This is a genomic window from Streptomyces sp. NPDC028331, assembly GCF_055565775.1.
In genome coordinates this window covers 170553-194779 of the sequence record NZ_JBVHTR010000006.1, presented here as the reverse complement: position 1 = coordinate 194779, position 24227 = coordinate 170553, and the positions used below count along the sequence as shown (strand labels likewise).

The following is a 24227-nucleotide window of genomic DNA, read 5'->3' as shown; positions in this document are numbered from 1 at the left end:
GTGCCCCTCGCCCCCACCGGTGAGCTGGTCGCCGCCGCCGTCGCGGCGGGCGGTGCCGTCGCCGCGTTCAACGTCATCACCCTCGAACACGTCGAGGCCGTGATCGCGGGTGCGGAGACGGCGGACACCCCCGTGGTCCTCCAGATCAGCGAGAACGCCGTCAAGTACCGCTACGGACGGCTTCTCCCGCTCGCCCGCGCCGCCGCCGCGGCCGCCGCACGTGCCGCCGTGCCCGTCGCCCTCCACCTCGACCACGTCCAGAGCGACGACCTGCTCCGCCAGGCGCCCGGCGCCGGGTTCGGCTCCGTGATGTACGACGCGGCCCGGCTGCCCTACGAGGACAACCTCGCCGCGACCCGAGCCGCCGCCGACTGGGCGCATGCCCAAGGGCTCTGGGTGGAGGCCGAGTTGGGTGAGGTGGGCGGCAAGAACGGCGAACCGCCGCCCGACCCGCACTCACCCGGCGCCCGCACCGATCCGGCCGAGGCCGCCGCCTTCGTGGCGGACACCCACGTCGACGCGCTGGCCGTCGCCGTCGGCAGCACGCACGCGATGACCACGCGCACGGCCGCACTCGACCACGGCCTGATCGAACGGCTGAGTGCCGCCCTCGACGTACCGCTCGTGCTGCACGGCTCCTCGGGGCTCCCGGACCACGAACTGACGGCGGCCGTCGCGGGCGGCATCGCGAAGGTCAACATCGGGACCGCCCTGAACGTCGCGATGACCGGCGCGATCCGGGAGTTCCTCACCGGGCGGCCCGAGGCGGTCGACTCGCGCGGATACCTCGGCGTGGGACGGGAGGCGATGGCCCGGACGGTGACCCGTCTGGTCACCGTGCTGCGGGACGGGGGCACGCACCCATCGGCGCCCGCGTCCCCGTAGTGCGCCGCTCGCGCCGTACACGGGGAGCGGTCGTGGGTACGGTCACTTCTTGACCGCCTTCAGCACGACGAACTTGGGGTCGCTCGCGACCAGTTCACTGTTGCCGAAGAGGCGGCGCAGCTTCACGTGGTAGCCCAGATGGCGGTTTCCGATCACCCACAGCTCGCCACCCGGCCGCAGGGCGCGCCGCGCGCCGGTGAACATGCGCCAGGCGGTGGCGTCCGTCGTCGCCTGGTGGGAGTGGAACGGCGGGTTGTTCAGGACGAGGTCGACGCTCCCTGCGGGCACCCCGGACAGACCGTCACCGACCCGGAACTCCGCCCTCCCCCCGGCGTTGTCCCGGTAGGTCGCCTCCGCCGAGGCCACCGCCTGATACGACTCGTCGGTGAACAGGACCTCGGCCTCGGGGGCGGCCAGCGCGGCGGCCAGCCCCACGATGCCGTTGCCGCAGCCGAGGTCCACGATCCGTTCGGCGCCCCGGCCGCGCGGGAGGTGCTGGAGGAAGAAACGGGTGCCGATGTCGAGACGGTCGGCGCAGAAGACGCCCGCGTGGTTGGTGACGGTCCGGCCGGACAACGGGCCGATGCCGTCGGGGAGTCGGTAGCGGTACGGCCACGGGTTGGCGCCCCGGTCGAGGGCCGGGTCGGGGGTGCAGAAGATCAGCCGGGCCTTCTGCTCGGCGAGCGAGGTACGGGTCGGCCCGAGGACGCGCTCGAACAACTGCAGCGTCGAGGTGTGGATCTCCTTGACCATGCCGGTGCCGATCACCACCGTGCCCTCGTGCACGCCGGGCGCCAGCCGGTGCAACTGGTCCTCCAGCAGGGCGAGGCTCTTCGGGACGCGAATCAGGAGCACGTCGATGCGGGACGGCGGGTCGTCCCGGGTGCTGAGCAGCCGGACGGCGCCCGCGTCGACGCCGTTGCGCGCGAGGTTGGCGCGGGTCGCCTCATGGGCCAGGAAGGAGTCGGTGATCTGCGTCGGGCGGTGCGCCGCGAGCGCCGTCGTGAGCGCGCCCCACCGGTCGCCGACGACCACCACCGCACCGCCCAGCGGGGTGCCGCTCGCCGCGAGGTGCCGCAGCAGATACGCGTCGGAGGCGTCCCAGGCGCGCAGCCTGTCACGAGGGTCCTGAGGGAAGCGGGCCAGTGCGTACGCGCCCCACGGCGTGGTCAGACGGTCGTTCATCGTGTGTCCAGGCTAGCCGAGCCGCAGGTGGCCACCCGTCCGCCCTCGGCCCGATACGTGATGATGGGGCCATGGAACCCGAGCTGTTCCCGCGGAGCCGCGCGCAGGTCGCCCCCGGCGCGGTCCATGTGCCCGACTGGCTGGACGCGGACCGTCAGCACCGGCTCCTGGACGCCTGCCGTCAGTGGGCCCGCCCGCCGGCCGGCCTGCGGACCGTGCGCACACCCGGCGGGGGCACGATGACCTCACGGCAGGTCTGCCTGGGCTGGCACTGGTACCCCTACGGGTACGCCCGCACGGTCGTCGACGGCGACGGCGCCCCCGTGAAGCCGCTGCCGGGCTGGCTCGCCGCACTGGGCCGCGAGGCGGTCGAGGCCGCCCTCGGCCCCCGGGCGGTGCCGTCCGAGCCGTACGACATCGCCCTGATCAACTTCTATGACGCGGACGCCCGTATGGGGATGCACCGCGACAGCGACGAACAGTCGGGCGCGCCCGTGGTGTCGTTCAGCCTCGGCGACGCGTGCGTCTTCCGCTTCGGCAACACCGAGACCCGGGCGCGCCCCTATACGGACGTGGAGCTGCGCAGCGGCGACCTGTTCGTCTTCGGCGGCCCGGCGCGGTTCGCCTACCACGGGGTGCCGAGAGTACGGCCGGGGACCGCGCCGCCCGCGCTCGGGATGACGGGCCGGCTCAACATCACCCTCAGGGTGAGCGGCTTCGGGCGGGACCCGGAGCGGATCATGGGAGACTCGCCCTCATGAGCGGCAAGGCGGGCCCCCGGACGGCAGGGGAAGGGACCACACGGACACGGCTGGACCGGGGGCGCGGCGCGCTCGGGCCCGCACTGGAGCTGGTGCACACCGGCCGTGCGCCGACGCGTGCCGTGCTCACCGCCGAACTGGGCGTCACCCGGGCGACCGCCGGAGCGGTGGCCGCCGAACTGGAGGCGCTGGGTCTGATCCGGGTCGACGCCCACCCGGGTGCCGCCGCCGGGGCGCAGGGCCGGCCCTCGCACCGGCTGGAGATCGCCGAGGACGGACCGGTCGCGCTCGCCGCCCAGGTGCACGCCGACGGCTTCCGGGCCGCGCTCGTCGGCCTCGGCGGCCGGATCGTCGCGACCGCCCCCGGCTGCGAGACGGTCGACGCCGACCCGGCGAAGGTGCTCGGCTCGGTGGTCGAAGCGGGCGCCGAACTGCTGCGCGAGACGGGGCGGCGCTGCGTGGGCGCGGGGCTCGCCGTGCCGTCCGCGGTCGCCGAACCCGAGGGCCTGGCACTCAACCCGCTGCACCTGGCGTGGCCCGCGGGAGCGCCCGTGCGGGAGATCTTCGCCGAGCGGGTGGGCGCCGCCGGCATCACCGGTCCCGCCTTCGCGGCCAACGACATCAACCTCGCCGCGCTCGCCGAACACCGGCACGGCGCGGGCCGCGGCGCCAGGGACCTGCTGTGCGTGGCCACCGGGCACCGGGGTGTGGGCGGTGCGCTGGTGCTCGACGGGCGGTTGCACACGGGCAGTTCGGGCCTGGCGCTCGAGGTCGGCCACCTCACCGTGAACCCGGAGGGCCGCCCCTGCCACTGCGGCAGCCGTGGCTGCCTCGACGTGGAGGCGGACCCGCTGGCCTTCCTGGCGGCGGCCGGGCGCGAGGCCGGCCCCGAGGTCTCACAGCTTCAGCAGGCGAACGACCTCATCCGAACCGAGTACGCCACCGATCCGGCCGTCCGCGGCGCCGTCGAGCTGCTGATCGACCGGCTCGGCCTCGGCCTCGCCGGCCTGGTCAACATCCTCAACCCGGACCGGATCATCCTCGGCGGACTGCACCGCACCCTGCTCGACGCCGACCCCGAGCGGCTGCGCGCCGTCGTCGCCGACCGCAGCCTGTGGGGCCGCAGCGGCCAGGTACCCATCCTGGCCTGCACACTCGACCACAGCAGCCTGGTCGGGGCGGCGGAGCTGGCCTGGCAGCCGGTACTGGACGATCCACTGGCGACCCTGACCTGACGTCTCTTCAGGCTCCGGGCGCGGCTTGCCCGTTCCGGCCGTGCGCGGTGCACGCCGCTGCGCCCTGCGAGGGAATCAGGTACTGCGCGATCCCGTCGCCGAGGGACCAGTCCGCGGATTCGTTCTCGGTCACGGTGACGAACACGTTGCGCGGCTCCGTCCCGGCGTACTCCTGGGCGAGTTCGGCGATCCGCCGGTACAGGGCCTGCTTCCGCTCGCGCGTGCGTCCGGAGCGCATGGTGATCGCGACGTACACGATGCCCTCGTCACGGTGCACGCCCAGGTAGTCGTCGTAGCGCAGCGTGCTGCGAGTGCCGTCGTGGCCGGTGAGGACCTGGAAGCGGTCGTCGGGAGGGATGCCGAGCGTCTCGACCAGGGCGTCGTGCACGGCGCGGCCGAGCGCGTCGAGCCGTTCGGGCCCGGCTCCCAGGGCGTCGACACGGACGAAGGGCATGGCTGCTGTTCCTCTCACAGGCGGGTGGTGGGAAGGCGGGGCCTCGGCACCGGTGGATCGACACGATCGGGCCGGGGCGGGCGGGTTCCGCCGCTCAACGCCAGTCCACGGCGAAGGCACGGCCGGGATTCCCGGTGAGGATGCGGTCCACCGGCTCCTTGCCCAGGGCGACTTCGAGCCTCGGCCGCACCCGGCGCAGCAGATACGGCATGCCGGGGCCGCCGGACACGGAGCGGGCCGCGGCGGTGGTCGTGTCGCCGCCGAGCAGCAGCCGGTCACCGAAACCGGCGTCCGCCAGGGCGCGGACGGCGTCCGGCATCCGCCAGTCCGTGGCGTGGTTCGCGCGTGACGGGCCGTCGAACGCCAGGTAGGCGCCGGTTTCCGCGGCCTGGCGGTGCACCACGAAGTCCGGGTTGCGGTTGAGGTGCCCGAGGATCACCCGGTGGGGTGGGACCCCCAACTCGCCGCAGAGCAGGTCCAGTACGTCGAGCACGCCCGTGCCCAGCTCGTGGTGGACCGCGATCGGCGCACCCGTCGCGTGATGCGCCTCCGCCGCCGCGGTCATCGTCCAGCGGGCATGCGCGTCCAGGGCGTGGAAGCCGCCGGCGACCTTGATCAGCCCGGCTCTCACCCCGGACGTGCCGATGCCTTGGGTGAGTTCGGCGACGAAGACGTCGGCCAGCCGGCCGCGCAGTGCGGCGAGCGTGCCGTCGTCGTAGTGGACGGCCTGGTGCAGCCCGGTCGCGGCGACCACGTGCACCCCGGTCTCCCGGGACAACGGCGGCAGGTCGGCGGCGCGCCGGCCCAGGCCGTACGGGGTCCACTGCACCACGGCCGAACCGCCCTGCGCGCGGAACGCGGTCAGCTCGGCCCGGGCCGCGGAGACGCTGCGCAGCTCCTGACCGGGCAGTTGCGGACTGGAGAAGAAGAGGTGGTCATGCGCGTCGCACACCCCGAGGTCCTCGGGAGGCACGTCTCCGGCGACCGTACGGACGAAGCTCACCACTGCCGTCCCCGCGGCAGCTCATCGCGTCCGGGTGCCGACAGGTGCAGCACCTGGAACACATCGCCCTCGGCCTTCGGCGTGGCGTGCTCCCAGAGCGAGAAGTGGACCAACTCCCAGCCCCGCGTGTCGACGGCGGCCGCCGCCAGTACCGCACCGTCCTCCCCGGCCAGCCGTTCGGCCTCGCGCACCGCGTCGTCCATGACCTCGGACAGTCGCACTCCCTGCGGCACCGGCCGGCGCCGTCGCACGGCGACCACGGCGGGGGAGTCCGCCGCGGTGCCCTCCTCGTACGCCAGTCCCGTCCACTGCCGCACCGCCGGCCGCCCGAAGTCGTCCACGAGCCCCTGGAAGGCGCCTCCCCACAGGAAGGAGTTCATGCCCTCCATGGTGTTCCACAGGTAGAACGGCGCGTACTGGTTGACCGGTGAGCCATGCACCCCGCGTTCGCGCATCAGGTACGTCTTGAAGCCGAGGCCGTCCCAGGCGTCGAGCAGATGCCCGATACGGGAGACGCGACCGCGGATGATCCCCATGTCGTAGTCGGCGGGCAGGGTCAGCTCGTACTGCATGGCATGCATGGTCGGCAGCTCCTAGGAGGTCGGGCGGAGAAGGGCGAGCAGACCCCGTACCCCCGCGTCGAAGGCCGCCGGCGAGCCCGATGCGCGGGCCAGTACATAGCCGCCCTGGACCGTCGCGAGGATCACCGCCGCCGTCTCCTCCCCGTCCAGGGACTGCGCGAACTGGCCCCGCTCCTTGCCCTCTTCGACGATTCCGGCCAGCCGCTCGCGCAGCCAGTCGATCGTCTCGTCCACCGGCGCCCGCAGCTCGTCGCTCGCGACCACGTCCGGATCCATGGTCAGCCGCCCGATCGGGCAGCCGCGCAGCACGTCGCGTTCGCGTCGCAGATACGCCTCGATCCGCTCGTACGGTGTCCCCGGCGCGTCCAGCACGGCTCCCGCGGTGGCGCGCATCTCCTGCGCGGTGCGGCGGATGGCGGCCAGCGCCAGGTCCGGCTTGCCCTTGAAGTGGTGGTACATGCTGCCCTGACCGGCGCCCGCGCGCTCCAGGATCGCCTTGGGGCTGGTGCCCACGTAGCCGCGCTCCCACAGCAGCTCGCGGGTCGACTCGATCAGTCGCTCCGGGGTGCTCACACGAGCACTGTACATACTAGTAGGTACAGAAGTCGACCCCCGGGGCCGCCTCGTGAAGGAGCACCGCACGAGCCCCCGTCTACTCCCCGTGGGGTACGCGCACTGCCGTCAGCCGTACGACGACCCGGGCCGCCTTCTGGAGCCAGTCTCGAGGCATCACCCGACAACCCCCGAGGGAGATGACCGCACGATGCAGACCCTGGCCCACTGGGGCGGCGGCCCCGGCCCGTGGATCCTGTTCTTCCCGCTGATCTGGGCGGCCGTCGTCGTCGGCGTCGTGACCGTCCTGCGCCGCACCGTCCGCGGCGGCCGCGGCGGCCCCTGGCGCCCGATGGACGGCCGCCCGGCCGGTGACTCGCCGATCGCTGTGCTCGGCCGCCGCTTCGCCTCCGGCGAGATCGACGAGGACGAGTACTGGCGCCGCCTCTCCGTCCTGGACGAGCAGTTCGGCCGCGGAGGCAAGGGCGGCACCGCATGAGACGACCACGGTGACCGGCACGCGGAACGGCCGCGCATGTCGCCGACGCCGTCACGGTCCACGGCGGCGGGTGGCACCGCCGTGCGGGCCCCGGAAGGGGAGCGTGGGCTGTCCGGGCGGCCGTTGCACCGCGCTACGGAATGATCCGCCCGGCGGCCGCCGGAAGGAGGGTCACCGCCCGGTCAGCCGGCAACGGTCGACCGGGCGGGAGCAGGGCGGGACGCGTGCTCGTCGACCGCGAGCCCGCGGACGGGCGTCTCGAAGGCCCGTTCGTAGGGGGTGCGGCTGCGCACCGGTCCGGCCGGCGCCGCCGACGGCGCGGGAAGCGTGAACCAGACGACCTTGCCCGTATCGCCGTCCGGACGCGCCCCCCAACTGGCGGCCACCGCGGCCACCATCGCCAGACCGCGTCCGCTGGTGGCGGTGGGATCCGCCGTGCGCAACTCCGGCAGGCGCGGATCGTGGTCGTGCACCGAGACGGTGAGCCGGTCGAGCAGCAACTCCATCTCGACGGTGCACGTCTTGTCGGGCTGGGCGTGCAGGTGGACGTTGGTCAACAGCTCCGTCACACCGAGCGCGGCCCGGTCGATCAAGGAATCGAGGTGCCAGTAGCGCAACTGCGCCGATACGATTCTGCGGACCTGGCCGATCCGCGACGGCAGGGCTTGGAGCTCCACCGTGCAGTGCCTGCTTGGCTGGCTGATCACGGCTGCGACTCCCCGAATTGAGGTCCGGAAGAAGACACGGAGATCGAAATCCAGCAGGGTGGCCGGGTGTGCACACGCCGCCTGCTGTGCGGCTGAGTACTCCGGCCGCCTGGTGCGGAACGGCTTCGTACGGGGGCCGCCCGCTGTCGTGACCGGCGGCTGGTTCTTCAGCGTAATCGCCGGTAAACCGAGAGTGATGTGAAACCAGAGTGACGCAGCGCGCGCGGCCCCGCAACTCACGCCACGCTCAGCCGCCGCGACCTGCAGCCTTGCGCACCGCTTCGACGAACCGCCGCGCCGACGGCGGCCCGGGCTGCCCCGGCGCCGGATCGTGATCGCCGAGGGTCAGTGAGTAACGCGTGCCGTTGAGATCGGCCAACGCCCGGTCCTCGGGCGCGAACCAGGGCTGGGAGGCGCGCACCGCCCGCACCGGCGCGCTGTCGATCTCGCTGCCGTAACTGGTGAGCAGTCGCAGCCTGCCGTCGCTGATCCGGACCTGCCCGGCCCGCGTGAGCGACCGCAGTCCCTTCCCGATCCGCACACCCGTGGCCGTGAACTCCGGCTCCGCCATGGTGTCCGCCCCCTTGTGCGTTCGGCTGGGCCCGCTCCGGATCCCACCCGCTGCGCGATCCGGCGGCCTCGATGGACAGTTCGGTCGTGATCCAGTGTGCATCCCCGGCCGACGGGTCTCCGGGCGGTGCCCACCGCACCGGCTCCCGTCCCGCGGTGCAGTCTGCCCCGACCCGGCGCGTCGCACCAGTGCGCATACCGGGGTCGCAGCGGCCACCCGGCGCACCCGCGCGGATGCGCCCCCACGGTTTTCCGCCTGTCCGGGACTCCCTTCCCAGGCCCGGCTTTGGGTGGCTCAAAGATGCGTTTATGCAGGTGAGAAGGTGTGTGAAAGGTGTCTATGATGCAGTCGTCCGACGGAGTGAACCGGACATCGGCACGTCCCGGTAAGGAGTCCCGCCGTGCGCACCCCCCAGATGACCCGCCCCGGCGAGACCCTCGACGTGGACCGCAGTGATCCCGAGTACCGGACCTGGCTGAAAGAGGCCGTCCGCAAGGTCCAGGCCGACGCCAACCGTTCCGCCGACACGCATCTGCTGCGCTTCCCGCTGCCCGAGCAGTGGGGCATCGACCTCTATCTCAAGGACGAGTCGACCCACCCCACCGGCAGCCTCAAGCACCGCCTGGCGCGTTCGCTGTTCCTGTACGGGCTGTGCAACGGCTGGATCCGGCCGGGCCGCCCGGTGATCGAGGCGTCCAGTGGCTCCACGGCCGTCTCGGAGGCGTACTTCGCGAAGCTCATCGGCGTGCCCTTCATCGCGGTCATGCCGCGCACGACGAGTGCCGAGAAGTGCCGCCTGATCGAGTTCCACGGCGGGCGGTGCCACTTCGTGGACGACCCGCGCACGATGTACGAGGCCTCGGCGGCCCTCGCGGAGGAGAGCGGGGGCCACTACATGGACCAGTTCACGTACGCGGAACGGGCCACGGACTGGCGCGGCAACAACAACATCGCCGAATCCGTCTTCCGCCAGATGGAGTTGGAGCGGTTTCCGGTGCCGGGGTGGATCGTCGCCACCGCCGGCACCGGCGGCACCTCGGCGACCATCGCGCGATACGTGCACTACATGGGGTACGACACCCGCGTGTGTGTCGCCGACCCCGAGAACTCCTGCTTCTTCGACGGGTGGACGACCGGCGACCCGGAGGTCACCTGTGACCGAGGTTCACGGATCGAGGGCATCGGCCGGCCCCGGATGGAACCCAGCTTCGTCCCCGGCGCCATCGACCGGATGATGAAGGTCCCGGACGCCGCCGCCGTCGCCGCCGTACGGACCCTGGAGCGGGCGATCGGCCGCAGGGCGGGCGGCTCGACCGGCACGGGCCTGTGGAGCGCGCTGAAGATCGTCGCGGAGATGGTGGCCGACGGCCGCACGGGCAGCGTGGTCACTCTGCTGTGCGATCCGGGGGACCGCTATCTGGACAAGTACTACTCCGACGCGTGGCTGGCCGAACAGGGGCTGGACATCGCACCGTACACCGCGGCGATCGAGTCACTGCTGCGGACGGGCGCCTGGCCGCGCTGATTCCGGTCCGGCGTCCTGATCCGCCAGCCGCCGGTCCAGGGCCGTCACCGCGCCGCGGAACACCCGGGCCAGGGCACCGCGACACAGGCTGACCAGCGAGCGGAAGACCGCGTTGCCGTCGGCCGCCCAGGTCCACTGCACCCGGGTGCCCGTGCCGGCGGGGGCGAGCCGCCACTCCTCGAGCAGCGCGTGGACGCCGGGGACGGTCGCCTCGTCGACCCGGTACGCGTACAGCTCGTCGGGCTCGGCCGCGACGATCGTCTCGCGGAAGCGGGTGCCGCCGGCGAGACGCACCTTTCGTCCCGCGCCCTCGTCGACCGGCTCTATGGACCTCACCGCGGGAAACCAGTCGCTCCACCCGGGGACGTCGTCGGCGAGGGCCCTGAAGACCGCGTCGGGGGGCGCGGTCATCTGCGCGGTGAACACGAGCCGTACGGGAGCGGTCCGGGGGAACTGGAGCCCCACCGGGCGCAGGCGGTGTGCCATGGACGGAACCTCCTCGCGGGACGTGCGCGAACGGAAGCCGGCTCGGCTCACCATAGCTGACGCGGTGTCAGCCGTCTGTGGATTCCTCGGACTCTCCCGCCACCACCAGCCGCCGCAGATGCTCGGAGATCTCCGTCCGCGCGTCCGTCGGCAGCCCCGCGTCGGTCACCAGGGTGTCGACCTCCTCCAGCGCGGCGAACGAGCTCAGGCCCACCGTGCCCCACTTGGTGTGGTCGGCGACCACCACCACACGCCGTGCGGACTGCACGAGCTGCCGGTTGGTCTCGGCCTCCGCCAGGTTCGGCGTGGACAGGCCCGCCTCCAGAGATATCCCGTGCACGCCGAGGAACAGCACGTCGAAGTGGAGGGAGGCGATCGCCCGGTCGGCGACCGGACCCACCAGTGAGTCGGACGGGGTGCGCACACCGCCCGTCAGCACGACCGTGGCGGCGCCCTGCCGCTGGCCCGAGGTGCGCTGCGCGGCGTGGAAGACGTCGGCCACCCGCACCGAATTGGTGACGACGGTCAGATCCGGCACGTCGAGGAGGTGATGGGCCAGCGCGTACGTCGTCGTCCCGCCGGACAGCGCGATCGCCGTGCCCGGAGTGACCAGCTCCGCTGCGGCCCGCGCGATGTCCTCCTTGGCCGTCAGCTCCAGGCCCGACTTCGCCTCGAAGCCCGGTTCGTGCGTGCTGGCCTCGACCACGGGCACCGCGCCGCCGTGCACCTTTTCCAGAACGCCCTGGCGGGCGAGCGCGTCGAGGTCGCGGCGGACCGTCATGTCGGAGACGCCGAGCTTGCGCGTCAGCTCGTTCACGCGGACGCCGCCGCGCCGTCGCACCTCTTCCAGGATCAGGGCACGGCGCTGCTCCGCGAGGAGGTTCTGATTCTCGCTCACGTCCGCTCCGTCCCCTTTCATCCCATCACATCCCACATATCGCTCGTACCGGCTCCGACGAGGTCATTCTCACGTCACCGGCACCGCGGACGCCCCATCCTCGCACGGCTTGCCACAGGTGGCGCCACCCCCCGTCACCTGGGATCCACCCGCCGCCTCCGCCCCTGTCACACATATCGGGGACATTCCGTGCCGACAGGTGTACGCCACCGGCGCAGCGGAGATCCTCCCGCTGCCCGGGACACACCGTACGCAGCACGGGGGAAGAGCGGAACAGTGGAGCGTGCACGGGAAAAGCAGGGGGAGTGCGGCGACTTCGCCGAGCGCCCCGCGTCGGCCGGGCCGTCCCTGGAACTCCTGGTCCACGGAGTCGGCGGCACCACGCCCGGGGAGATGCTCGGCGCCGCGCGCACGGTGAGGATCACCGGCGACGAGACGGCCGCCGTCTACCGGCGCGCCGACGACGCCGACGCGGAACGGCGGCCCGACGGCCACCGCGGGCAGCCGGTGCCCGAGGCGTACGTCTGGTGCAATCTCACCTCCGGGAACGCCGCCCGTGCGCTGTGGCTGGTGCTGCTGCCGTTCATGGTCGCGAACCTGGCCCACTGGATGCGTCCCACGGCCGTCGGCCGGCGGCGGACCGTCCGCCTGTACGGAGTGATCGTCCGGCTCGTCGGCCTCACCCTGACCGTGCTGCTGGTCGCCGCCGCCTGCGAGGTCGCCCTGGACCTGGTGGCCTGGCAGTGCGCGGGCACACGCGCCTGCGCCGGGCGCCATCCCTGGCTCGGCTTCCTCTCGCCCGCCGTCCCCGGCTCCGGCTGGTGGAGCCGGCCCGGGAGACGCCTGGTTCTGGCGGCGCTGGTGCCCACGGCGCTCACCGGCCTGCTGTGGTACCTCTCGCACCGCACCTGGAGCGCCTACGAGTCCCAGCAGCCGATCTCCCGCGATCCCGAGCCCGACGAGGAGTCCCGCCGCGTCCCGCTCGGCCGCCCCGGGTTCTGGTACGGGCGCCGGCTGGTGGCCCGGCTGCGTGCCGCGCACACCGCCGCGGGCCTCCTGACGGTCACCGCGGCGCTCGGCAGCAGCGCCGCCCGCTACGACCGCCGCCACGGCTCGGTCCAGCTCGAAGTACTCGGCTGGCTGCTGCACATCCTGCTGCTCGCGAGCGCGGCGGTCGTGGTGTGGGTGGTGTGCCGCCGGGGACGCTCGGAGAACCGGCTCGACGAGAATCCCGACCGCGCCGTGGTGCGATCGCTGCCCGCGGGCGCCCTCGCCCTGCTCGCCCTGACCATGGTGTACACCGCCTGGTCCCGCCCCGGCTGGCGCTCGTCGGGCCGGCTGCCCCAGGACGCCGCGTTCGGCGCGCTGACCCTGACGCAGGGCCTCCTCGTGATCGCGCTCGGTGCCGTCGCCCACATCCTGTACCGCACCCACCCGGGCACCCGCACCGCGATGCGCGGACTGGCCGGACCCGCCGTCGCGCTGCTGGCCTGCGCGCTCGGCGGCGTGATGTCCGGCGGTGTGGCCCAGTGGGTCGCCGACTGGCTGGACGGCACCGGACACACCCTGGCCGGCCCGCCCGCCCTGCTGACCTGGCAGGCGTCCACGAGCCCGCTCCTGCTCCTCGCCCTGGCGGCCGTGGCCGGCGTGCTGGCCCGGCGCACCCGGGCGCTGTGCCGCGCCGAGACGGTCGCCGTCGATCTCGACCACCCGGGGGAGCCCGAGGACCCGGCCCGGACATCGCGCATCGCCCGCACGCGCGCGATGGCCACCCTCACCGACCGGGCGCCGCTCGTCGTCGCCGTCACCTCCGCCATGACCCTGCTCCTGGGCGCCGTCGCCCTGGCGGGGTCCTTCGCCACCCACGACACGCCGGACGCGGCCGCACGTGGCACCGCACCGCTGGTCCGGGGCGCCGCCGAGACCTCGCAGGCCCTCGGCTCCTGGCTGATCGGCATCGGCTTCCTGCTCTTCGTCACCTGGGGACGCCGCGCCTACAAGGACGCCTCCGCGCGCCGCACCATCGGCGTCCTGTGGGACGTCGGCACGTTCTGGCCGCGCGCCGCCCACCCCTTCGCCCCGCCCTGCTACGCCGAGCGCGCCGTACCCGACCTGACCTGGCGCATGGCCACCTGGACGGCCTCCACCGGAGGACGGCTGGTCCTGTCCGGGCACTCCCAGGGCAGCGTTCTGGCGGCTGCCGCGGCCTGGCAGGTGGGGCCCTCCGTCCGCAGACGGGTGGCCCTCCTGACGTACGGCTCACCCCTGGAGCGGCTGTACGGGCGCTGGTTCCCCGCGTACTTCGGCCCGGCCGCGCTCAGCTCGCTGCACCGCGAGGTGGACCGCTGGCGCAATCTGTACCGCCTGACCGACCCGATCGGCGGCCCGATCCGCCTGCCCGGCGACTGCGGCCCGCAGGTGGACCACCCACCGCTGAAGGACCCGCTCGCCTACGGCCGGACCCCCCACCACCCGCTGCCCGCGCCGATCCTCGGGCACGGCGACTACCAGGCGGACCCCGCGTTCGCCGAGGAACGGGAGCGGCTGCTGGCTCGCCTCGGACCCGGGCTGCCGGCCCCACGGCCCGCGCACGCCCCCGCAGCGCCGGGCGCGGAGCCCGGAGACAACGCTCAGGACAGCTCCGGCAGGTCCTCGGGATAGAGCAGGGACAGCTCGTCGGTGCTGGCGTCCGCGAGCTGGGCGACCCGGCCCGCGTGCCGCTCCACCATCGCCTCGAAGGTCTGGCGCGCGGTGCGGCCGTTGCCGAACGCCGGCCCCTTCGGGATCGCCGTGAAGTACTTCAGCAGTGCCTCGGCGGTACCCGGCCCCAGCCGGTACTCGTGCTCCTCGGCCTGCTGCTCCACGATCCGCAGCAGCTCCTCCGGGCCGTAGTCGCCGAAGGTGATCGTCCGTGAGAAGCGGGAGGCGACACCCGGGTTGACGGACAGGAAGCGCTCCATCTCCGCCGTGTAGCCCGCGACGATCACCACCACCGCGTCCCGGTGATCCTCCATCAGCTTCACCAGCGTGTCGATCGCCTCACGCCCGAAGTCCCGCCCCGAGTCCTCGGGCGACAGCGCGTACGCCTCGTCGATGAACAGCACTCCGCCGCGCGCCCGGTCGAAGGCCTCCTGGGTGCGGATGGCGGTGGAGCCGATGTGCTCGCCGACCAGATCGACCCGGGAGACCTCCACGAGGTGGCCCTTCTCCAGGACGCCGAGCGAGGCCAGGATCTCGCCGTAGAGCCGGGCGACCGTCGTCTTGCCGGTGCCGGGGGAGCCCGTGAACACCAGATGCCGCCGCACGGAGGCCGCCTTCAGGCCCGCCTGCTGCCGGCGGCGCCCCACCTCGATCATGTCGGTGAGGGCCCGCACCTCCCGCTTGACGCTCTCCAGGCCCACCAGGGCGTCGAGTTCACCGAGCACGGCCTGCGAGCTGCGCGCGGACTTCTGCGGCTCGGGGACCGCGGTGACAAGTGGCTCCTGCTCGGTGGTGCGCTGGCTCGGAATGCCCAGCAGTCCCGGCGACGGACTCGTCGCCTGCACGGCCGTCTCCTGGGCCACCACGGGCCGTAGCCCGGCGCTCTCGTCGCTGGTGCAGTCCTCGACGACCGCACCGCCCCCGCCGGGCGCGCCCGGGCCGCCGTCCGCGAACTCGTAGCCCCCGCGCGCACACCGCTCCGTACGGCACTTCCGGAGCGTGGCCCGGCAGCCGTCGATGACGTGGAAGCCGTAGCCGCCGCTGCCCGTCACCCGGCAGTTCAGGAAGCTGCCCCGGCCCTCCGCCGAGACGTAGAAGCCCGCCTCCGCCGGCGAGGTCACCGTGCAGCGTTCGATGGTCGGGTCGGCGCCCTTGGTGACGATCACGCCCGTCTGGGTGTCGTCGATGGTGCAGCCCGACAGCGTGCCGCCGCTGCCGTGGTCCCGGAACCAGGCACCCGTCGCGGCCTCCCGGATCCGGCAGTCGTCCAGTTGCGCGGTGGCGCCGTCGCTCACCGACACCGCCGTGTTGCGCACCTGCGTGAGGTCGCTGTCCACGACGTCCACGCGCGAACCCCGGTCGAGGACGAACAGGGCGTCGGGCACGTCGTGCACCCGGCAGGAGTCGAGCACCGCGGTCGCGCCGTCGCTGACCCACACGGCCGGGTAGTCGCCGGTGCTGTCGAAGATCTCGCACTGGTTGGCGTCCACACGGGTGCCCGGGTCCCACACCGACAGGCCGTTGCGGCCGAACTGCCGGACCGTCGTGCGTGTCAGCGTGAGCACCGAACGGGACCTGAGGTCGACCGCGTTCTCCGGGATGTCGTGGATGCGGCAGTCGGCCAGGGTGAGCACCGCGTCCGTGTCCATCGTGACGCCGTCGGCGGTGGTGCGGTGCACATCGCAGTCCGTCAGATGCGCCGTGGCCCGCCCGGTGATCTGCACACCGGAGCCCCTCACCTCGTAGACCTCGCAACCGACCGCCTCCAGCGAGGAGTTGTCGCCGGTCGCCGAGAGGCCCGCGCCCGAGGTGTGGTGGACCCGGCAGCGCTCGAGGCGCGGGTGCGCACCGCCGCGCACCGCGACGCCCGACTGGGCGGCCGCCACCACCTCGCACTCCTCGAACACCCCGCCGCCGCCGTCCACGACGGCGATGCCGATGCCGGCCGGGTTGTCGACCGTGCAGCGCCGCACCGTGGGGCGCGCGCTGCCGCGGACCTCGATGCCGGCCGCGGACCGCGTCATGATCCGCACGTCGACCAGTTCGGGGGTGCCCTCCTCGACGAGGAGCGCGGGCGCCGCCGCGTCCTGCCCCTCGACGTGCAGGTCCTGGACCACCGCGGAAGCCCGCACGGTCAGGGGCACGCCGTCCACCGGAGCGATGCGCACCGAACCGGGGGAGCCCTCCGGCCCACGCAGCGTCACCGCCCGCTGCACGACGAGGTTCTCCCGGTAGGTACCCGGCGCGACGGTGAGGACGTCGCCGTCGCCCGCGGCCTCCAGGGCGGCGGCGAGCGACGCGTACTCACCCGTGCGGCGCCGCCACCGCGATGTGCCGGTGTGCGTCACCTGGACCGTGCCCTGTGCCATGGCGCTGCTGTGCCCCCACCTCGTTGCTCACGCGGGTTCTCGCGAAGTTGCCGGACGGCCCGGCGGGTCCACCGTAGCGTGCGGGGACGTGACCGGCCGACCGGAGGCCGGACGCCGTCAACTGCCCGTTCCGGTCCGGCCCCAGTCCGGGCCCGCCTTGTCCCACGCCTTGTCCCAGCGGGCGTAGCGGCGAAGCACCAGGCGCCACAGGATCAGCCTGCGGCAGCCCTCGATGAGTCCCACCGTCACCGCGGCGGCGCCGAAACCGGCCAGCACGGCGTGTGTCGTGGCGGTGGCGCTGTCCAGCGGGCGGGCGGTGATCCGGCCGTGGTCGTCGGTCCACAGCGGGAAGCGGTCGCCCGGATGCGGGGAGGACAGGGTGGCCATCACCGTGCCGTGCTGTGCGGTGCCGTCCGGGGCGGTCCAGTCGGCGAGAACGCGGCTGTCGGCGTCCCGGGTCGAGGAGTCCGGATCGGTGTCCATCGTTACGCGGCCGAGCTGTTTGACGACGGTGGCCGGGACCTGGTGACGGCTGTGCTGCTGGGTCCGTACCGAGCGCTGGAGGGCGTCCTGCGCGACCGAGCCGATCAGCGACCCGGCGACCGGCGCGGCGACGAGGATCAGCAGCAGGGCGACCAGCGCCACCCATGCCTCGACCAGATCGGTCGTCCGGCGCAGCGGATTGTGCCGCCACTGCCACAGGCCGTTGATTGCTCGCACGTCCCGCACCCCCTTCCGCGTCCGTGATAACCCCCGCACCCGGCCGTCCACCTCCGACGCCGGGGAAGAGAGAGCGAAATCACCCTTCGCCCGCGCCGTACGCCTCTCATGGACTTCTCACGCGGCTCAACGACCGCGGCCGTCGCCCGGGTTCCCGCCCGTGCGTCGCATCGCGGCCTTTCCCGGCCCGGATTCGGAGGATCCTGTTCCGTGCCACGGCGCGTGCGGCAGGACGAACGGCCGGGCCCGGCAGGACGCGAACGCCGGGCCCGGCGGGACAACTGCAGGGTCCGGCGGGGCGGAACGACGGAAGGGAACCGTCGGTCGCGCTACTCGAGGATGGTGACGGGGTCGCCGACGCGGACCACGCCGGTCGTCTCCGGTACCAGGTTCTGCCCGAAGACCAGTTGGCTGCCGAAGCGGCGATGGCGGGCGAGCGTGCGCAGCGGCTCCTTGCCGCGTTCGGCGGTGAACTGGTCCGTGGTGGTCACGACACAGCGTCCGCACCCCTTGGCGACCCGGAACGTGACCTCCCCGATGGAGATCCGCCGCCAGTCGTCCTCGGCCCAGGGTTCGGTGCCGGCCACGACGAGATTCGGCCGGAACCGGTTCATGGGCAGCGGGCCCTCATCGGGGTGATCACCCTGCGCGATCAGGGAATTGAGGGCATCCAGGGAGGCGACCGTGGCGAGCAGCAGCGGGTAGGCGTCCGCCAGGCTCACCGTCTCGCCCGGGCGCCCGTACGGCGGGTCGTCGATCGGGCGGCGCGTTGCCGGATCGTCGAGGTGGACGAGCTTCACCTGCTGGCCGAGGTAGGCGCTGAACCACGCGTCGGCCTCGGCGCCGGCCGGAACCGTCTCGATCTTCTCTCTCGGCCACTTCGCGGTCGTCGTGCCGACCGGATCGGGCACGGCGACGGAGAGCGGCGCACGACCTTCCGCGGATATCCGGACACCTCCGCCGGGCAGCGCTTCGGCGCTCGCCAAAGCCAGGATCGCGCGCTCGCGTTGGGTGACGACCCTGCCCGTGTCGTCGATCAGCGCCCAGCGCCGGTCCCCGGCCAGCCCCCATGGCTCCACCACGGCCTCGGGGCGTGCTTGGCCCCGCAGTGCCTTGACCGGGTGGACGTGAATCGAGTGCAGCGCTGGATTCGGCATGAGGCCATCGTGCCACTCGGCTTCGACGGCCTCACCCGGTCGCGGATCAGTAGCCGCGGTACTGCTGCCCGTTGTTGTACGGGTCCTGGTAGGGCGCCGGGGCAGGGCGCTGGGGCGCGGGGCGCATCGCCTCGTAGCCCGAGGCCATGGGGCGCGGCTGCTGCATCTGCTGCGGGCCCGGGTAGCCGCGCGGTCCCGCCTGCTGCGGGATGTACGCCGCCGGGGCCTGCTGCAGCGGTGCGGGCTGCGGTGTCTGGGGGTAGCCGTACGCCGGGGCCTGCTGGGAGGGACCGGACGGCAGCGCGGGCAGCGCCGACGGCAGTGCGGGCAGACTGCTGCCCGGCGTCTCGTACGCGGAGGGGACCCGGATCGGGGCGATCTGCGGGGTGCCCCGCTCGGCGACGAGCTTGTCGTAGATCGGAGTGTCCGGGAAGGGCGACGCGGAGTAGTAGCCGCCGCCATAGGTGGAGCGGGGGGAGGTCATGGGACATAAGTTAAGCCCACGATGTGCTGGTTGGGGAGACCGATAAGAGGGTTGTTTTGCGCGCCTGGGGTGACGCGGGATCCCCAATGCGAGCGAAGTCGGCAAAAAAGGGCGGCAAACCGGGTTTGGATCGTGTAAAGGCCGAGTTCGGGGTGGGTTACCGGCGGTTGAGCAGCGCACTCACGGCGCGGGTCGTGGGAGCACGGGCCCCGGGGGAATAGGTTGGCCCCACGGATGCGAGAAGCCGCCCCGGCTCGCGGTCCCGGCGGGGCGACAGATGGATGGGGGCGGACATGTCGATGGCCAAGGGGTCCAACCTTCAGGTGCAGGCCACGGCGCTGCGCGTCGAACTGGGCCGGCGCTCAGGACCGGGCGTGCCCGACGCGGACGCCTCGGCGCTGCTGCTGAGCTCCGGCAGGGTCCGCACCGACGCGGACTTCGTCTTCTACAACCAGCCCGCGCATCCCTCCGGTGCGGTGCGGCACGAGGGCAAGCGGGATCTGGGCGGCCAGGTGACGGACACGCTCCTCGTCGACCTCGCGCGCGTGGAGCCCGCGATCGACACGGTGGTGCTCGCCGCCTCGGCCGACGGCGGCACGTTCGGCCAGGTGCACGGCCTGTACATCCGCGTGCTCGACGCCCGGCAGGGCACGGAGGTCGCGCGCTTCGACCCCACCGCCACCGTCGAGACGGCGTTCGTGCTGGGGGAGTTCTACCGCCGCCAGGGCGCCTGGAAGTTCCGTGCCGTCGGACAGGGCTACAGCAGCGGCCTCGAGGGCCTGGCCACGGACTACGGGATCACGGTGGACGAGCCGCAGCAGGCCGCGTCCGCGCCCCCGCCCGCGCCCCGCGTCGACCGGCCGGCCGTCCCCGCGACACCACCGCCCGCCGCGCAACGGCCGTCGGTGACGGCTCCCCCCGCGCCCGCCCCGCACGGCGCACCGCCGCCCCCGCCTTCCGCCCCGCCGACGGCGCCCTCCGCCCCGGTACGCCTGACCAAGGTCACGCTCACCAAGCAGGCCCCCACCGTCTCGCTGGCCAAACAGGGCGGCACCTCCGGGGCGATGCGCGTCAACCTCAACTGGCAGGTGAGCGGGCAGTCCTCGGGATGGAGCGGCAAGAACGGGCGGGCGGCGACCCGGTACGCGGACCTCGACCTGGACCTGTGCGCCCTGTACGAGCTGTCCGACGGCAGCAAGGGCGTGGTCCAGGCGCTGGGCAACGCCTTCGGCTCGCTGCACCGGCCGCCGTACATCCACCTCGACGGCGACGACCGCACCGGCGCCGTGGAGAGCGGCGAGAACCTGACCGTCAACCTCGACCACCGGGACCGCTTCCGGCGCATCCTCGTCTTCGTGACCATCTACGAAGGCGCACGTTCCTTCGCCGATCTGCACGCCACGGTCACCCTCCAGCCGCAGCACGGCGCCCCCGTCGAGTTCTCCCTGGACGAGTGCACGGTGCCCTCCACCGTGTGCGCGCTCGCCCTGATCACGAACACCGGCGGCGACCTGGTCGTCCAGCGCGAGGCCCGCTACCTCGTCCCGGAGCGCGGCGTCAGCCCGCAGCGCACCGTCGACCGGGCCTATGGGTGGGGCATGAACTGGACGCCGGGCAGGAAATGACCGGACCGGGCGCGATCGGTCCGGCCCGCTCACCGCTCCTCGAGCACCGCCTCCGGGCGCGCGTAGGTGCGGCCCTTCCAGGCCGCGCCGCGCCCCCGGTAGTGCTGCACCGCCGAATCGACCGTCATGAGCAGGTACAGGAACGCGGTGACGGGCAACAGGGGAGCGAGCCACAGCGGCTGACGGTAGTAGCGCAGCATGGGCACGTACGTCAGCGCCATCACCGCCTGCGCGAGCCCGCCCACCAGCACGGCCGCCCCATCGCCGGTGACGATCCCGGCGACGAACGCGACGGCCGGCACCAGGTAGACGAGGGCGAGTCCGAGCACCGTACCGACGAGCAGCAGCGGATTGTGCCTGAGCTGGGCGTAGGCGCTGCGTGAGACCATCCGCCACAGATCGTGCAGCCGCGGGTACGGGCGCACGCTGTCGACCCGGTCGGCGAGCCCCAGCCAGATGCGGCCGCCGCTCCTCTTGACAGCGCGCGCGAGCGCCACGTCGTCGATGACGGCCTGCCGGATGGCGTCCGGGATCCGCGCCCGCTCCGCGGCGTCGGAGCGCAGCAGCACGCAGCCGCCCGCCGCGGCCGCCGTCCGTGATCCCGTCACCGCTATCCGGCGGAACGGATACAACTGCGCGAAGAAGTACACGAAGGCGGGTACGACGAGCCTCTCCCACACGCTCTCCACCCGCAGCCGCGCCATCTGGGAGACGAGGTCGAAACCGCCGGTGCGTGCGGCGGCCACCAACTCTCGCAGGCTGCCGGGCGCGTGAGCGATGTCGGCGTCCGTCAGGAGCAGGTACTCGGGCGCACGCGCGCGTGCCAGTCCGATTCCGTGCCGCACGGCCCACAGTTTGCCCGTCCAGCCCGGGGGAGGCTCGCCGGGGGAACCGACGGTGAGCGGCAGCCCGCCGTGCCGCTCCGCCAGCTCGCGGGCCAACTCCCCGGTGCCGTCGGAACTGCCGTCGTCGATCAGGAAGACCTCGGCGCGCCCCGGATAGTCCTGCGCGAGCAACGAGGGAAGACTGTGCGGGAGTACGGCGGCCTCGTCCCGCGCCGGTACGACCACACAGACGGACGGCCAGTCCCCGGGGTCCCGGCGCGGCGGCAGCCGCACATCCGTACGCCAGAAGAAGCCCTGGCCCAGCAGCAGCCACACCCAGGCCGCCAGCGACGCGACGGCGATCCACGCAACGGAACTCACCCGTGGCAGTCTGCCCCACCCCGGGGTCCGTTGGACATATCGTCTATGGTTGCCGGGTGAAGATCGCGCTCATGGACTCCGGCATCGGACTGCTGCCGGCCGCCGCCGCGGTACGCCGGCTGCGGCCCGACGCGGACCTCGTCCTCTCCTGGGACCCCGACGGGATGCCGTGGGGACCGCGCACACCCGAGGACATCACGGAGCGGGCCCTGGCCGTCGCCGAGGCCGCCGCCGCGCACGGTCCCGACGTCCTGATCGTCGCCTGCAACACCGCTTCCGTGCACTCGCTCCCGGTGATGCGTGCCCGTTTCGAACCCGACCTGCCGATCATCGGCACGGTTCCGGCGATCAAGCCGGCCGCGGCGGGGGGCGGGCCCGTCGCGATCTGGGCCACGCCCGCGACCACGGGAAGCCCCTACCAGCGCGGACTGATCCAGGAGTTCGCGGACGGCGTGAAGGTCACCGAGGTGCCGTGCCCCGGACTGGCGGACGCCGTGCACCATGCGGACGACCCCGCGACCGATGCCGCGATCGCCGCCGCGGCGGCGCTCACCCCCGACGACGTCACCACCGTCGTGCTCGGCTGCACCAACTACGAACTGGTCGCCGACCGCATCCGCGAAGCCGTCCAGAAGCCCGGCGCGGCGCCGCTCATCATGCACGGAAGCGCCGGGGCGGTGGCCGCGCAGGCGCTGCGCCGCATCGGCGCGGACCCGGCTCCGGAGGCTCCCGCCGAGGGCGGTCTGACGGTGCTGCTGAGCGGCCGGGACGGCGTGCTGCCGGCCGAGGCGCTGTCGTATCCCGAAGGCAGGTTCCTGCAGGCGGTCAGCACGGCGCGGTGAGCGCCGCGGTCGCCGGCCCGAACCGGTGACGCTCCGCAATACGGTGCCCGCGCTACGGAACATGGGTACTCTCGTGGCATGAGGGACCACCTCCACCGCGACGAAACCCCGCACCCGGACATCTGGACAGGGCGGGCCACCAATCGGGCGCAGTGGCTGGCGGCGCTCGTCGGCGCCGCCTGCATGGCGCTCGGTATCGAACTCGCCGTCGACTCCGCCTGGACGTCCGGCGTCGCCCCGCTCGTCATGTCGGTCGTGGGCTGCATCGCGGCCGGGCTGCTGGTCCTCTTCGGCACGCTCGCGTTCGTGCACGTCGCCGTGAAGGTCGACAAGGAATGCCTGGAGGTGCGCTGCGGCCACATCGGTGTGCCGCGCCGCCGCATCCCCCTCGCGCACGTCGCCGGTGCCGAATTCGTGCCGCGCGTCACACCGCGCCAGTGGGGCGGCTGGGGATACCGCTGGCGGCCCGAGAAGGGCACCGCCGTGGTCGTACGGCGTGGAGAGGGTGTCGTCCTGCGCCTGTGGGACGGTCACACGTTCACGATCACCGTGGACAACGCCGAGACGGCGGTGCGGGTCATCCGCGCCCGGCTGCATCCGACGCTGCCCGGCGCCACGCACTGACTCCTGTCCGCGTCCCCTTCCCCGGTCCGGCCGGGTCCTGTGTGCCCGGCTTCCTGTTCATCGGCCCGGCGCCCGGTCGTTCACCAGCGGGCGCGCGGTCGCGATCCCGGCCAGCAGTCCCGCTCCCGCCGTCACCGTGGTGAAGCTCAGCGCGTCGCCGAGCGCCGCGATCACCGCCAGGGAGGTGAGCGCGGCGCCCGCCGTGAGCGCGAGCGGAGTGGGGCGCCGGGTGCGCCACAGCGCGTACAGAACCCAGCAGAACACCGTCGCGAGCAGCGCCACGCCGAGCAGCCCCTCTTCGGCTGCCTGCTGCAGGGGCGCGGAGTGCGGTTTGCCGTCGGGCAGGAGCGACTGCGCGGCCGTGGCGCTCAGATCGCCGAAGCGTCCGGGGCCCACGCCCAGGGCGGGGTTCCGGTGCGCCAGTGCGAGCGCGTCGTGCCAGAGCAGGACCCGGTGCCGGCTGAGCTGGTCCGTCAGAAAGGACCTGAGTCCCTCCGGGAGTACGTCGTCGGTGACCGCCCAGGTCAGGCCGGTCACCAGGGCCGCCACGAGCCCCAGGGCGGCGAGCGCGGGGGCGCGGTGCCGGATCCGGTCGGCGGCGAGCGAGCACAGCAGTACGCCGGTGCAGGCCACGAGCCCGGACGTGGAACCGATCGCCGCCGCGACCACCGCGATCCCGGCGGCCGCCAGGCGCAGCGCCAGCCGGGCCGCGGGGGACCGGGCGGCCCAGGCGGCACAGCACGCCGCCCCCGAGGAGAGCGTCAGCAGCGCTGCGGTCCCGCCGGTGTGCCCGAGCGGGGTGACGAACTGCGGGCCCACCGCGATATGCGGGGCGGCCACGGCGAGCCCGACGCCGGCCAGGGCGCCCGCTGCGGGTGCCGCCACCGGCACCAGCGCCCCGACGATGCGTCCCGACGCGTAGCCCGCGGCGACCGCGAGCACCGCGAGCAGGACGCCCTCGGGCCTTCCGCCGTCCGTGGCGGCCGTGATCAGCGACCAGACCGCGCACGCGGCGAGCACCAGGACACCCGCCGTGTCCCCGGCGTCGCGTCTCTCGTCTTCCGTGTCCCCGGCACCGGTACCGGCACCGGCCTCGGACTCCGCCTCCGTGGATCCCACCGCCGCCCCCCTGTGACGGACCCCGATCGTCCCGGCCGCC

Annotated in this window: 24 protein-coding genes; 9 read left to right on the top strand and 15 right to left on the bottom strand. The window is 73.3% G+C overall.

Features of this window, described 5'->3' with window-relative positions; all coding sequences use genetic code 11:
• Window positions 1–885: a class II fructose-bisphosphate aldolase gene (locus tag ACZ4SW_RS10850; RefSeq protein WP_468240773.1), complete on the top strand. Its 885-nt coding sequence runs from the start codon at window positions 1–3 to the stop codon at window positions 883–885.
• Window positions 886–927: 42 nt separating this feature from the next.
• On the opposite strand, the gene ACZ4SW_RS10845 is transcribed toward ACZ4SW_RS10850, so the two are convergent.
• Complete coding sequence (locus ACZ4SW_RS10845) at window positions 928–2070, bottom strand: methyltransferase (RefSeq protein WP_468240770.1); 1143 nt, start codon at window positions 2068–2070, stop codon at window positions 928–930.
• 71 nt (window positions 2071–2141) lie between these two features.
• On the opposite strand from ACZ4SW_RS10845, the gene ACZ4SW_RS10840 reads away from it, so the two are divergent.
• The gene (locus tag ACZ4SW_RS10840) at window positions 2142–2831 is read left to right on the top strand and encodes an alpha-ketoglutarate-dependent dioxygenase AlkB family protein (RefSeq protein WP_468240767.1); all 690 of its coding nucleotides are present in this window, start codon (window positions 2142–2144) and stop codon (window positions 2829–2831) included.
• Window positions 2828–4066: an ROK family protein gene (locus tag ACZ4SW_RS10835; protein WP_468240764.1), complete on the top strand. Its 1239-nt coding sequence runs from the start codon at window positions 2828–2830 to the stop codon at window positions 4064–4066. The genes ACZ4SW_RS10840 and ACZ4SW_RS10835 overlap by 4 nt, the downstream gene beginning before the upstream one ends.
• Window positions 4067–4073: 7 nt before the next feature.
• Here ACZ4SW_RS10835 and ACZ4SW_RS10830 read toward each other — a convergent pair whose 3' ends face one another.
• From ACZ4SW_RS10830 to ACZ4SW_RS10815, 4 genes are all read right to left on the bottom strand, one after another.
• A complete protein-coding gene (locus ACZ4SW_RS10830) occupies window positions 4074–4520 on the bottom strand; it encodes a tautomerase family protein (RefSeq protein WP_468240761.1) in 447 nt (148 codons plus the stop codon).
• 94 nt (window positions 4521–4614) lie between these two features.
• Entirely contained in the window at window positions 4615–5523 is a 909-nt protein-coding gene (locus ACZ4SW_RS10825; protein ID WP_468240758.1) for a phosphotriesterase family protein, read from the bottom strand.
• A complete protein-coding gene (locus ACZ4SW_RS10820) occupies window positions 5520–6104 on the bottom strand; it encodes a DUF4865 family protein (protein ID WP_468240755.1) in 585 nt (194 codons plus the stop codon). Before ACZ4SW_RS10820 ends, ACZ4SW_RS10825 begins: the two co-directional genes overlap by 4 nt.
• 12 nt (window positions 6105–6116) lie before the next feature.
• Complete coding sequence (locus ACZ4SW_RS10815; RefSeq protein ID WP_468240753.1) at window positions 6117–6692, bottom strand: TetR/AcrR family transcriptional regulator; 576 nt, start codon at window positions 6690–6692, stop codon at window positions 6117–6119.
• Between the two features lie 175 nt (window positions 6693–6867).
• Here ACZ4SW_RS10815 and ACZ4SW_RS10810 point away from each other — a divergent pair, with 175 nt between their 5' ends.
• Entirely contained in the window at window positions 6868–7155 is a 288-nt protein-coding gene (locus ACZ4SW_RS10810) for an SHOCT domain-containing protein (RefSeq protein WP_468240750.1), read from the top strand.
• 182 nt (window positions 7156–7337) lie between these two features.
• On the opposite strand, the gene ACZ4SW_RS10805 is transcribed toward ACZ4SW_RS10810, so the two are convergent.
• A complete protein-coding gene (locus ACZ4SW_RS10805) occupies window positions 7338–7862 on the bottom strand; it encodes an ATP-binding protein (RefSeq protein WP_468240747.1) in 525 nt (174 codons plus the stop codon).
• A gap of 247 nt (window positions 7863–8109) precedes the next feature.
• Window positions 8110–8433, bottom strand: a complete 324-nt coding sequence (locus ACZ4SW_RS10800) for a hypothetical protein (protein ID WP_468240744.1) — start codon at window positions 8431–8433, stop codon at window positions 8110–8112.
• Window positions 8434–8848: 415 nt separating this feature from the next.
• On the opposite strand from ACZ4SW_RS10800, the gene cds1 reads away from it, so the two are divergent.
• Window positions 8849–9958, top strand: a complete 1110-nt coding sequence (cds1, locus tag ACZ4SW_RS10795) for an L-cysteine desulfhydrase Cds1 (RefSeq protein ID WP_468241253.1) — start codon at window positions 8849–8851, stop codon at window positions 9956–9958.
• On the opposite strand, the gene ACZ4SW_RS10790 is transcribed toward cds1, so the two are convergent.
• Complete coding sequence (locus tag ACZ4SW_RS10790; protein ID WP_468240741.1) at window positions 9926–10444, bottom strand: SRPBCC family protein; 519 nt, start codon at window positions 10442–10444, stop codon at window positions 9926–9928. The two genes, cds1 and ACZ4SW_RS10790, sit on opposite strands and share 33 nt — an antisense overlap.
• A gap of 67 nt (window positions 10445–10511) precedes the next feature.
• Window positions 10512–11342 (bottom strand): DeoR/GlpR family DNA-binding transcription regulator, encoded by an 831-nt coding sequence (locus ACZ4SW_RS10785; protein ID WP_468240739.1) that lies wholly within the window; start codon window positions 11340–11342, stop codon window positions 10512–10514.
• Between the two features lie 276 nt (window positions 11343–11618).
• Here ACZ4SW_RS10785 and ACZ4SW_RS10780 point away from each other — a divergent pair, with 276 nt between their 5' ends.
• Entirely contained in the window at window positions 11619–14003 is a 2385-nt protein-coding gene (locus ACZ4SW_RS10780; RefSeq protein ID WP_468240736.1) for a hypothetical protein, read from the top strand.
• Here ACZ4SW_RS10780 and ACZ4SW_RS10775 read toward each other — a convergent pair.
• The 4 genes from ACZ4SW_RS10775 to ACZ4SW_RS10760 all read right to left on the bottom strand — a co-directional run bounded on the left by ACZ4SW_RS10775 (window position 13973) and on the right by ACZ4SW_RS10760 (window position 18772).
• The gene (locus ACZ4SW_RS10775) at window positions 13973–16411 is read right to left on the bottom strand and encodes a right-handed parallel beta-helix repeat-containing protein (RefSeq protein ID WP_468240733.1); all 2439 of its coding nucleotides are present in this window, start codon (window positions 16409–16411) and stop codon (window positions 13973–13975) included. The genes ACZ4SW_RS10780 and ACZ4SW_RS10775 overlap by 31 nt on opposite strands.
• Before the next feature lie 117 nt (window positions 16412–16528).
• Window positions 16529–17131, bottom strand: a complete 603-nt coding sequence (locus tag ACZ4SW_RS10770) for an Rv1733c family protein (RefSeq protein WP_468240730.1) — start codon at window positions 17129–17131, stop codon at window positions 16529–16531.
• A gap of 329 nt (window positions 17132–17460) precedes the next feature.
• Window positions 17461–18288 (bottom strand): MOSC domain-containing protein, encoded by an 828-nt coding sequence (locus tag ACZ4SW_RS10765; protein WP_468240728.1) that lies wholly within the window; start codon window positions 18286–18288, stop codon window positions 17461–17463.
• A 46-nt stretch (window positions 18289–18334) separates the two neighbouring features.
• Window positions 18335–18772 carry a DUF6643 family protein gene (locus ACZ4SW_RS10760; RefSeq protein WP_468240725.1) on the bottom strand — a complete coding sequence of 146 codons (438 nt, stop codon included), beginning with the start codon at window positions 18770–18772 and terminating at the stop codon, window positions 18335–18337.
• Window positions 18773–19065: 293 nt separating this feature from the next.
• Here ACZ4SW_RS10760 and ACZ4SW_RS10755 point away from each other — a divergent pair, with 293 nt between their 5' ends.
• Window positions 19066–20397: a TerD family protein gene (locus ACZ4SW_RS10755; RefSeq protein ID WP_468240722.1), complete on the top strand. Its 1332-nt coding sequence runs from the start codon at window positions 19066–19068 to the stop codon at window positions 20395–20397.
• 29 nt (window positions 20398–20426) lie between these two features.
• On the opposite strand, the gene ACZ4SW_RS10750 is transcribed toward ACZ4SW_RS10755, so the two are convergent.
• Window positions 20427–21602, bottom strand: a complete 1176-nt coding sequence (locus ACZ4SW_RS10750) for a glycosyltransferase (protein WP_468240719.1) — start codon at window positions 21600–21602, stop codon at window positions 20427–20429.
• Between the two features lie 56 nt (window positions 21603–21658).
• Here ACZ4SW_RS10750 and ACZ4SW_RS10745 point away from each other — a divergent pair, with 56 nt between their 5' ends.
• Together ACZ4SW_RS10745 and ACZ4SW_RS10740 are read left to right on the top strand one after the other, a co-directional pair.
• Window positions 21659–22444, top strand: a complete 786-nt coding sequence (locus ACZ4SW_RS10745) for a glutamate racemase (RefSeq protein ID WP_468240716.1) — start codon at window positions 21659–21661, stop codon at window positions 22442–22444.
• A 78-nt stretch (window positions 22445–22522) separates the two neighbouring features.
• Window positions 22523–23068 (top strand): hypothetical protein, encoded by a 546-nt coding sequence (locus ACZ4SW_RS10740; protein WP_468240713.1) that lies wholly within the window; start codon window positions 22523–22525, stop codon window positions 23066–23068.
• 57 nt (window positions 23069–23125) lie between these two features.
• On the opposite strand, the gene ACZ4SW_RS10735 is transcribed toward ACZ4SW_RS10740, so the two are convergent.
• Window positions 23126–24187 carry an O-antigen ligase family protein gene (locus tag ACZ4SW_RS10735; protein WP_468240710.1) on the bottom strand — a complete coding sequence of 354 codons (1062 nt, stop codon included), beginning with the start codon at window positions 24185–24187 and terminating at the stop codon, window positions 23126–23128.
• Window positions 24188–24227 lie beyond the last annotated feature (40 nt).

Excerpts from the sequence above, each read along its gene's own strand:
- ACZ4SW_RS10845 (WP_468240770.1), bottom strand. The coding sequence starts at position 2,070 with ATGAACGACCGTCTGACCACGCCGTGGGGCGCGTACGCACTGGCCCGC.
- ACZ4SW_RS10840 (WP_468240767.1), top strand. The coding sequence starts at position 2,142 with ATGGAACCCGAGCTGTTCCCGCGGAGCCGCGCGCAGGTCGCCCCCGGC.
- ACZ4SW_RS10835 (WP_468240764.1), top strand. The coding sequence starts at position 2,828 with ATGAGCGGCAAGGCGGGCCCCCGGACGGCAGGGGAAGGGACCACACGG.
- ACZ4SW_RS10830 (WP_468240761.1), bottom strand. The coding sequence starts at position 4,520 with ATGCCCTTCGTCCGTGTCGACGCCCTGGGAGCCGGGCCCGAACGGCTC.
- ACZ4SW_RS10820 (WP_468240755.1), bottom strand. The coding sequence starts at position 6,104 with ATGCATGCCATGCAGTACGAGCTGACCCTGCCCGCCGACTACGACATG.
- ACZ4SW_RS10815 (WP_468240753.1), bottom strand. The coding sequence starts at position 6,692 with ATGTACAGTGCTCGTGTGAGCACCCCGGAGCGACTGATCGAGTCGACC.
- ACZ4SW_RS10810 (WP_468240750.1), top strand. The coding sequence starts at position 6,868 with ATGCAGACCCTGGCCCACTGGGGCGGCGGCCCCGGCCCGTGGATCCTG.
- ACZ4SW_RS10800 (WP_468240744.1), bottom strand. The coding sequence starts at position 8,433 with ATGGCGGAGCCGGAGTTCACGGCCACGGGTGTGCGGATCGGGAAGGGA.
- cds1 (WP_468241253.1), top strand. The coding sequence starts at position 8,849 with ATGACCCGCCCCGGCGAGACCCTCGACGTGGACCGCAGTGATCCCGAG.
- ACZ4SW_RS10790 (WP_468240741.1), bottom strand. The coding sequence starts at position 10,444 with ATGGCACACCGCCTGCGCCCGGTGGGGCTCCAGTTCCCCCGGACCGCT.
- ACZ4SW_RS10775 (WP_468240733.1), bottom strand. The coding sequence starts at position 16,411 with ATGGCACAGGGCACGGTCCAGGTGACGCACACCGGCACATCGCGGTGG.
- ACZ4SW_RS10765 (WP_468240728.1), bottom strand. The coding sequence starts at position 18,288 with ATGCCGAATCCAGCGCTGCACTCGATTCACGTCCACCCGGTCAAGGCA.
- ACZ4SW_RS10760 (WP_468240725.1), bottom strand. The coding sequence starts at position 18,772 with ATGACCTCCCCCCGCTCCACCTATGGCGGCGGCTACTACTCCGCGTCG.
- ACZ4SW_RS10755 (WP_468240722.1), top strand. The coding sequence starts at position 19,066 with ATGTCGATGGCCAAGGGGTCCAACCTTCAGGTGCAGGCCACGGCGCTG.
- ACZ4SW_RS10740 (WP_468240713.1), top strand. The coding sequence starts at position 22,523 with ATGAGGGACCACCTCCACCGCGACGAAACCCCGCACCCGGACATCTGG.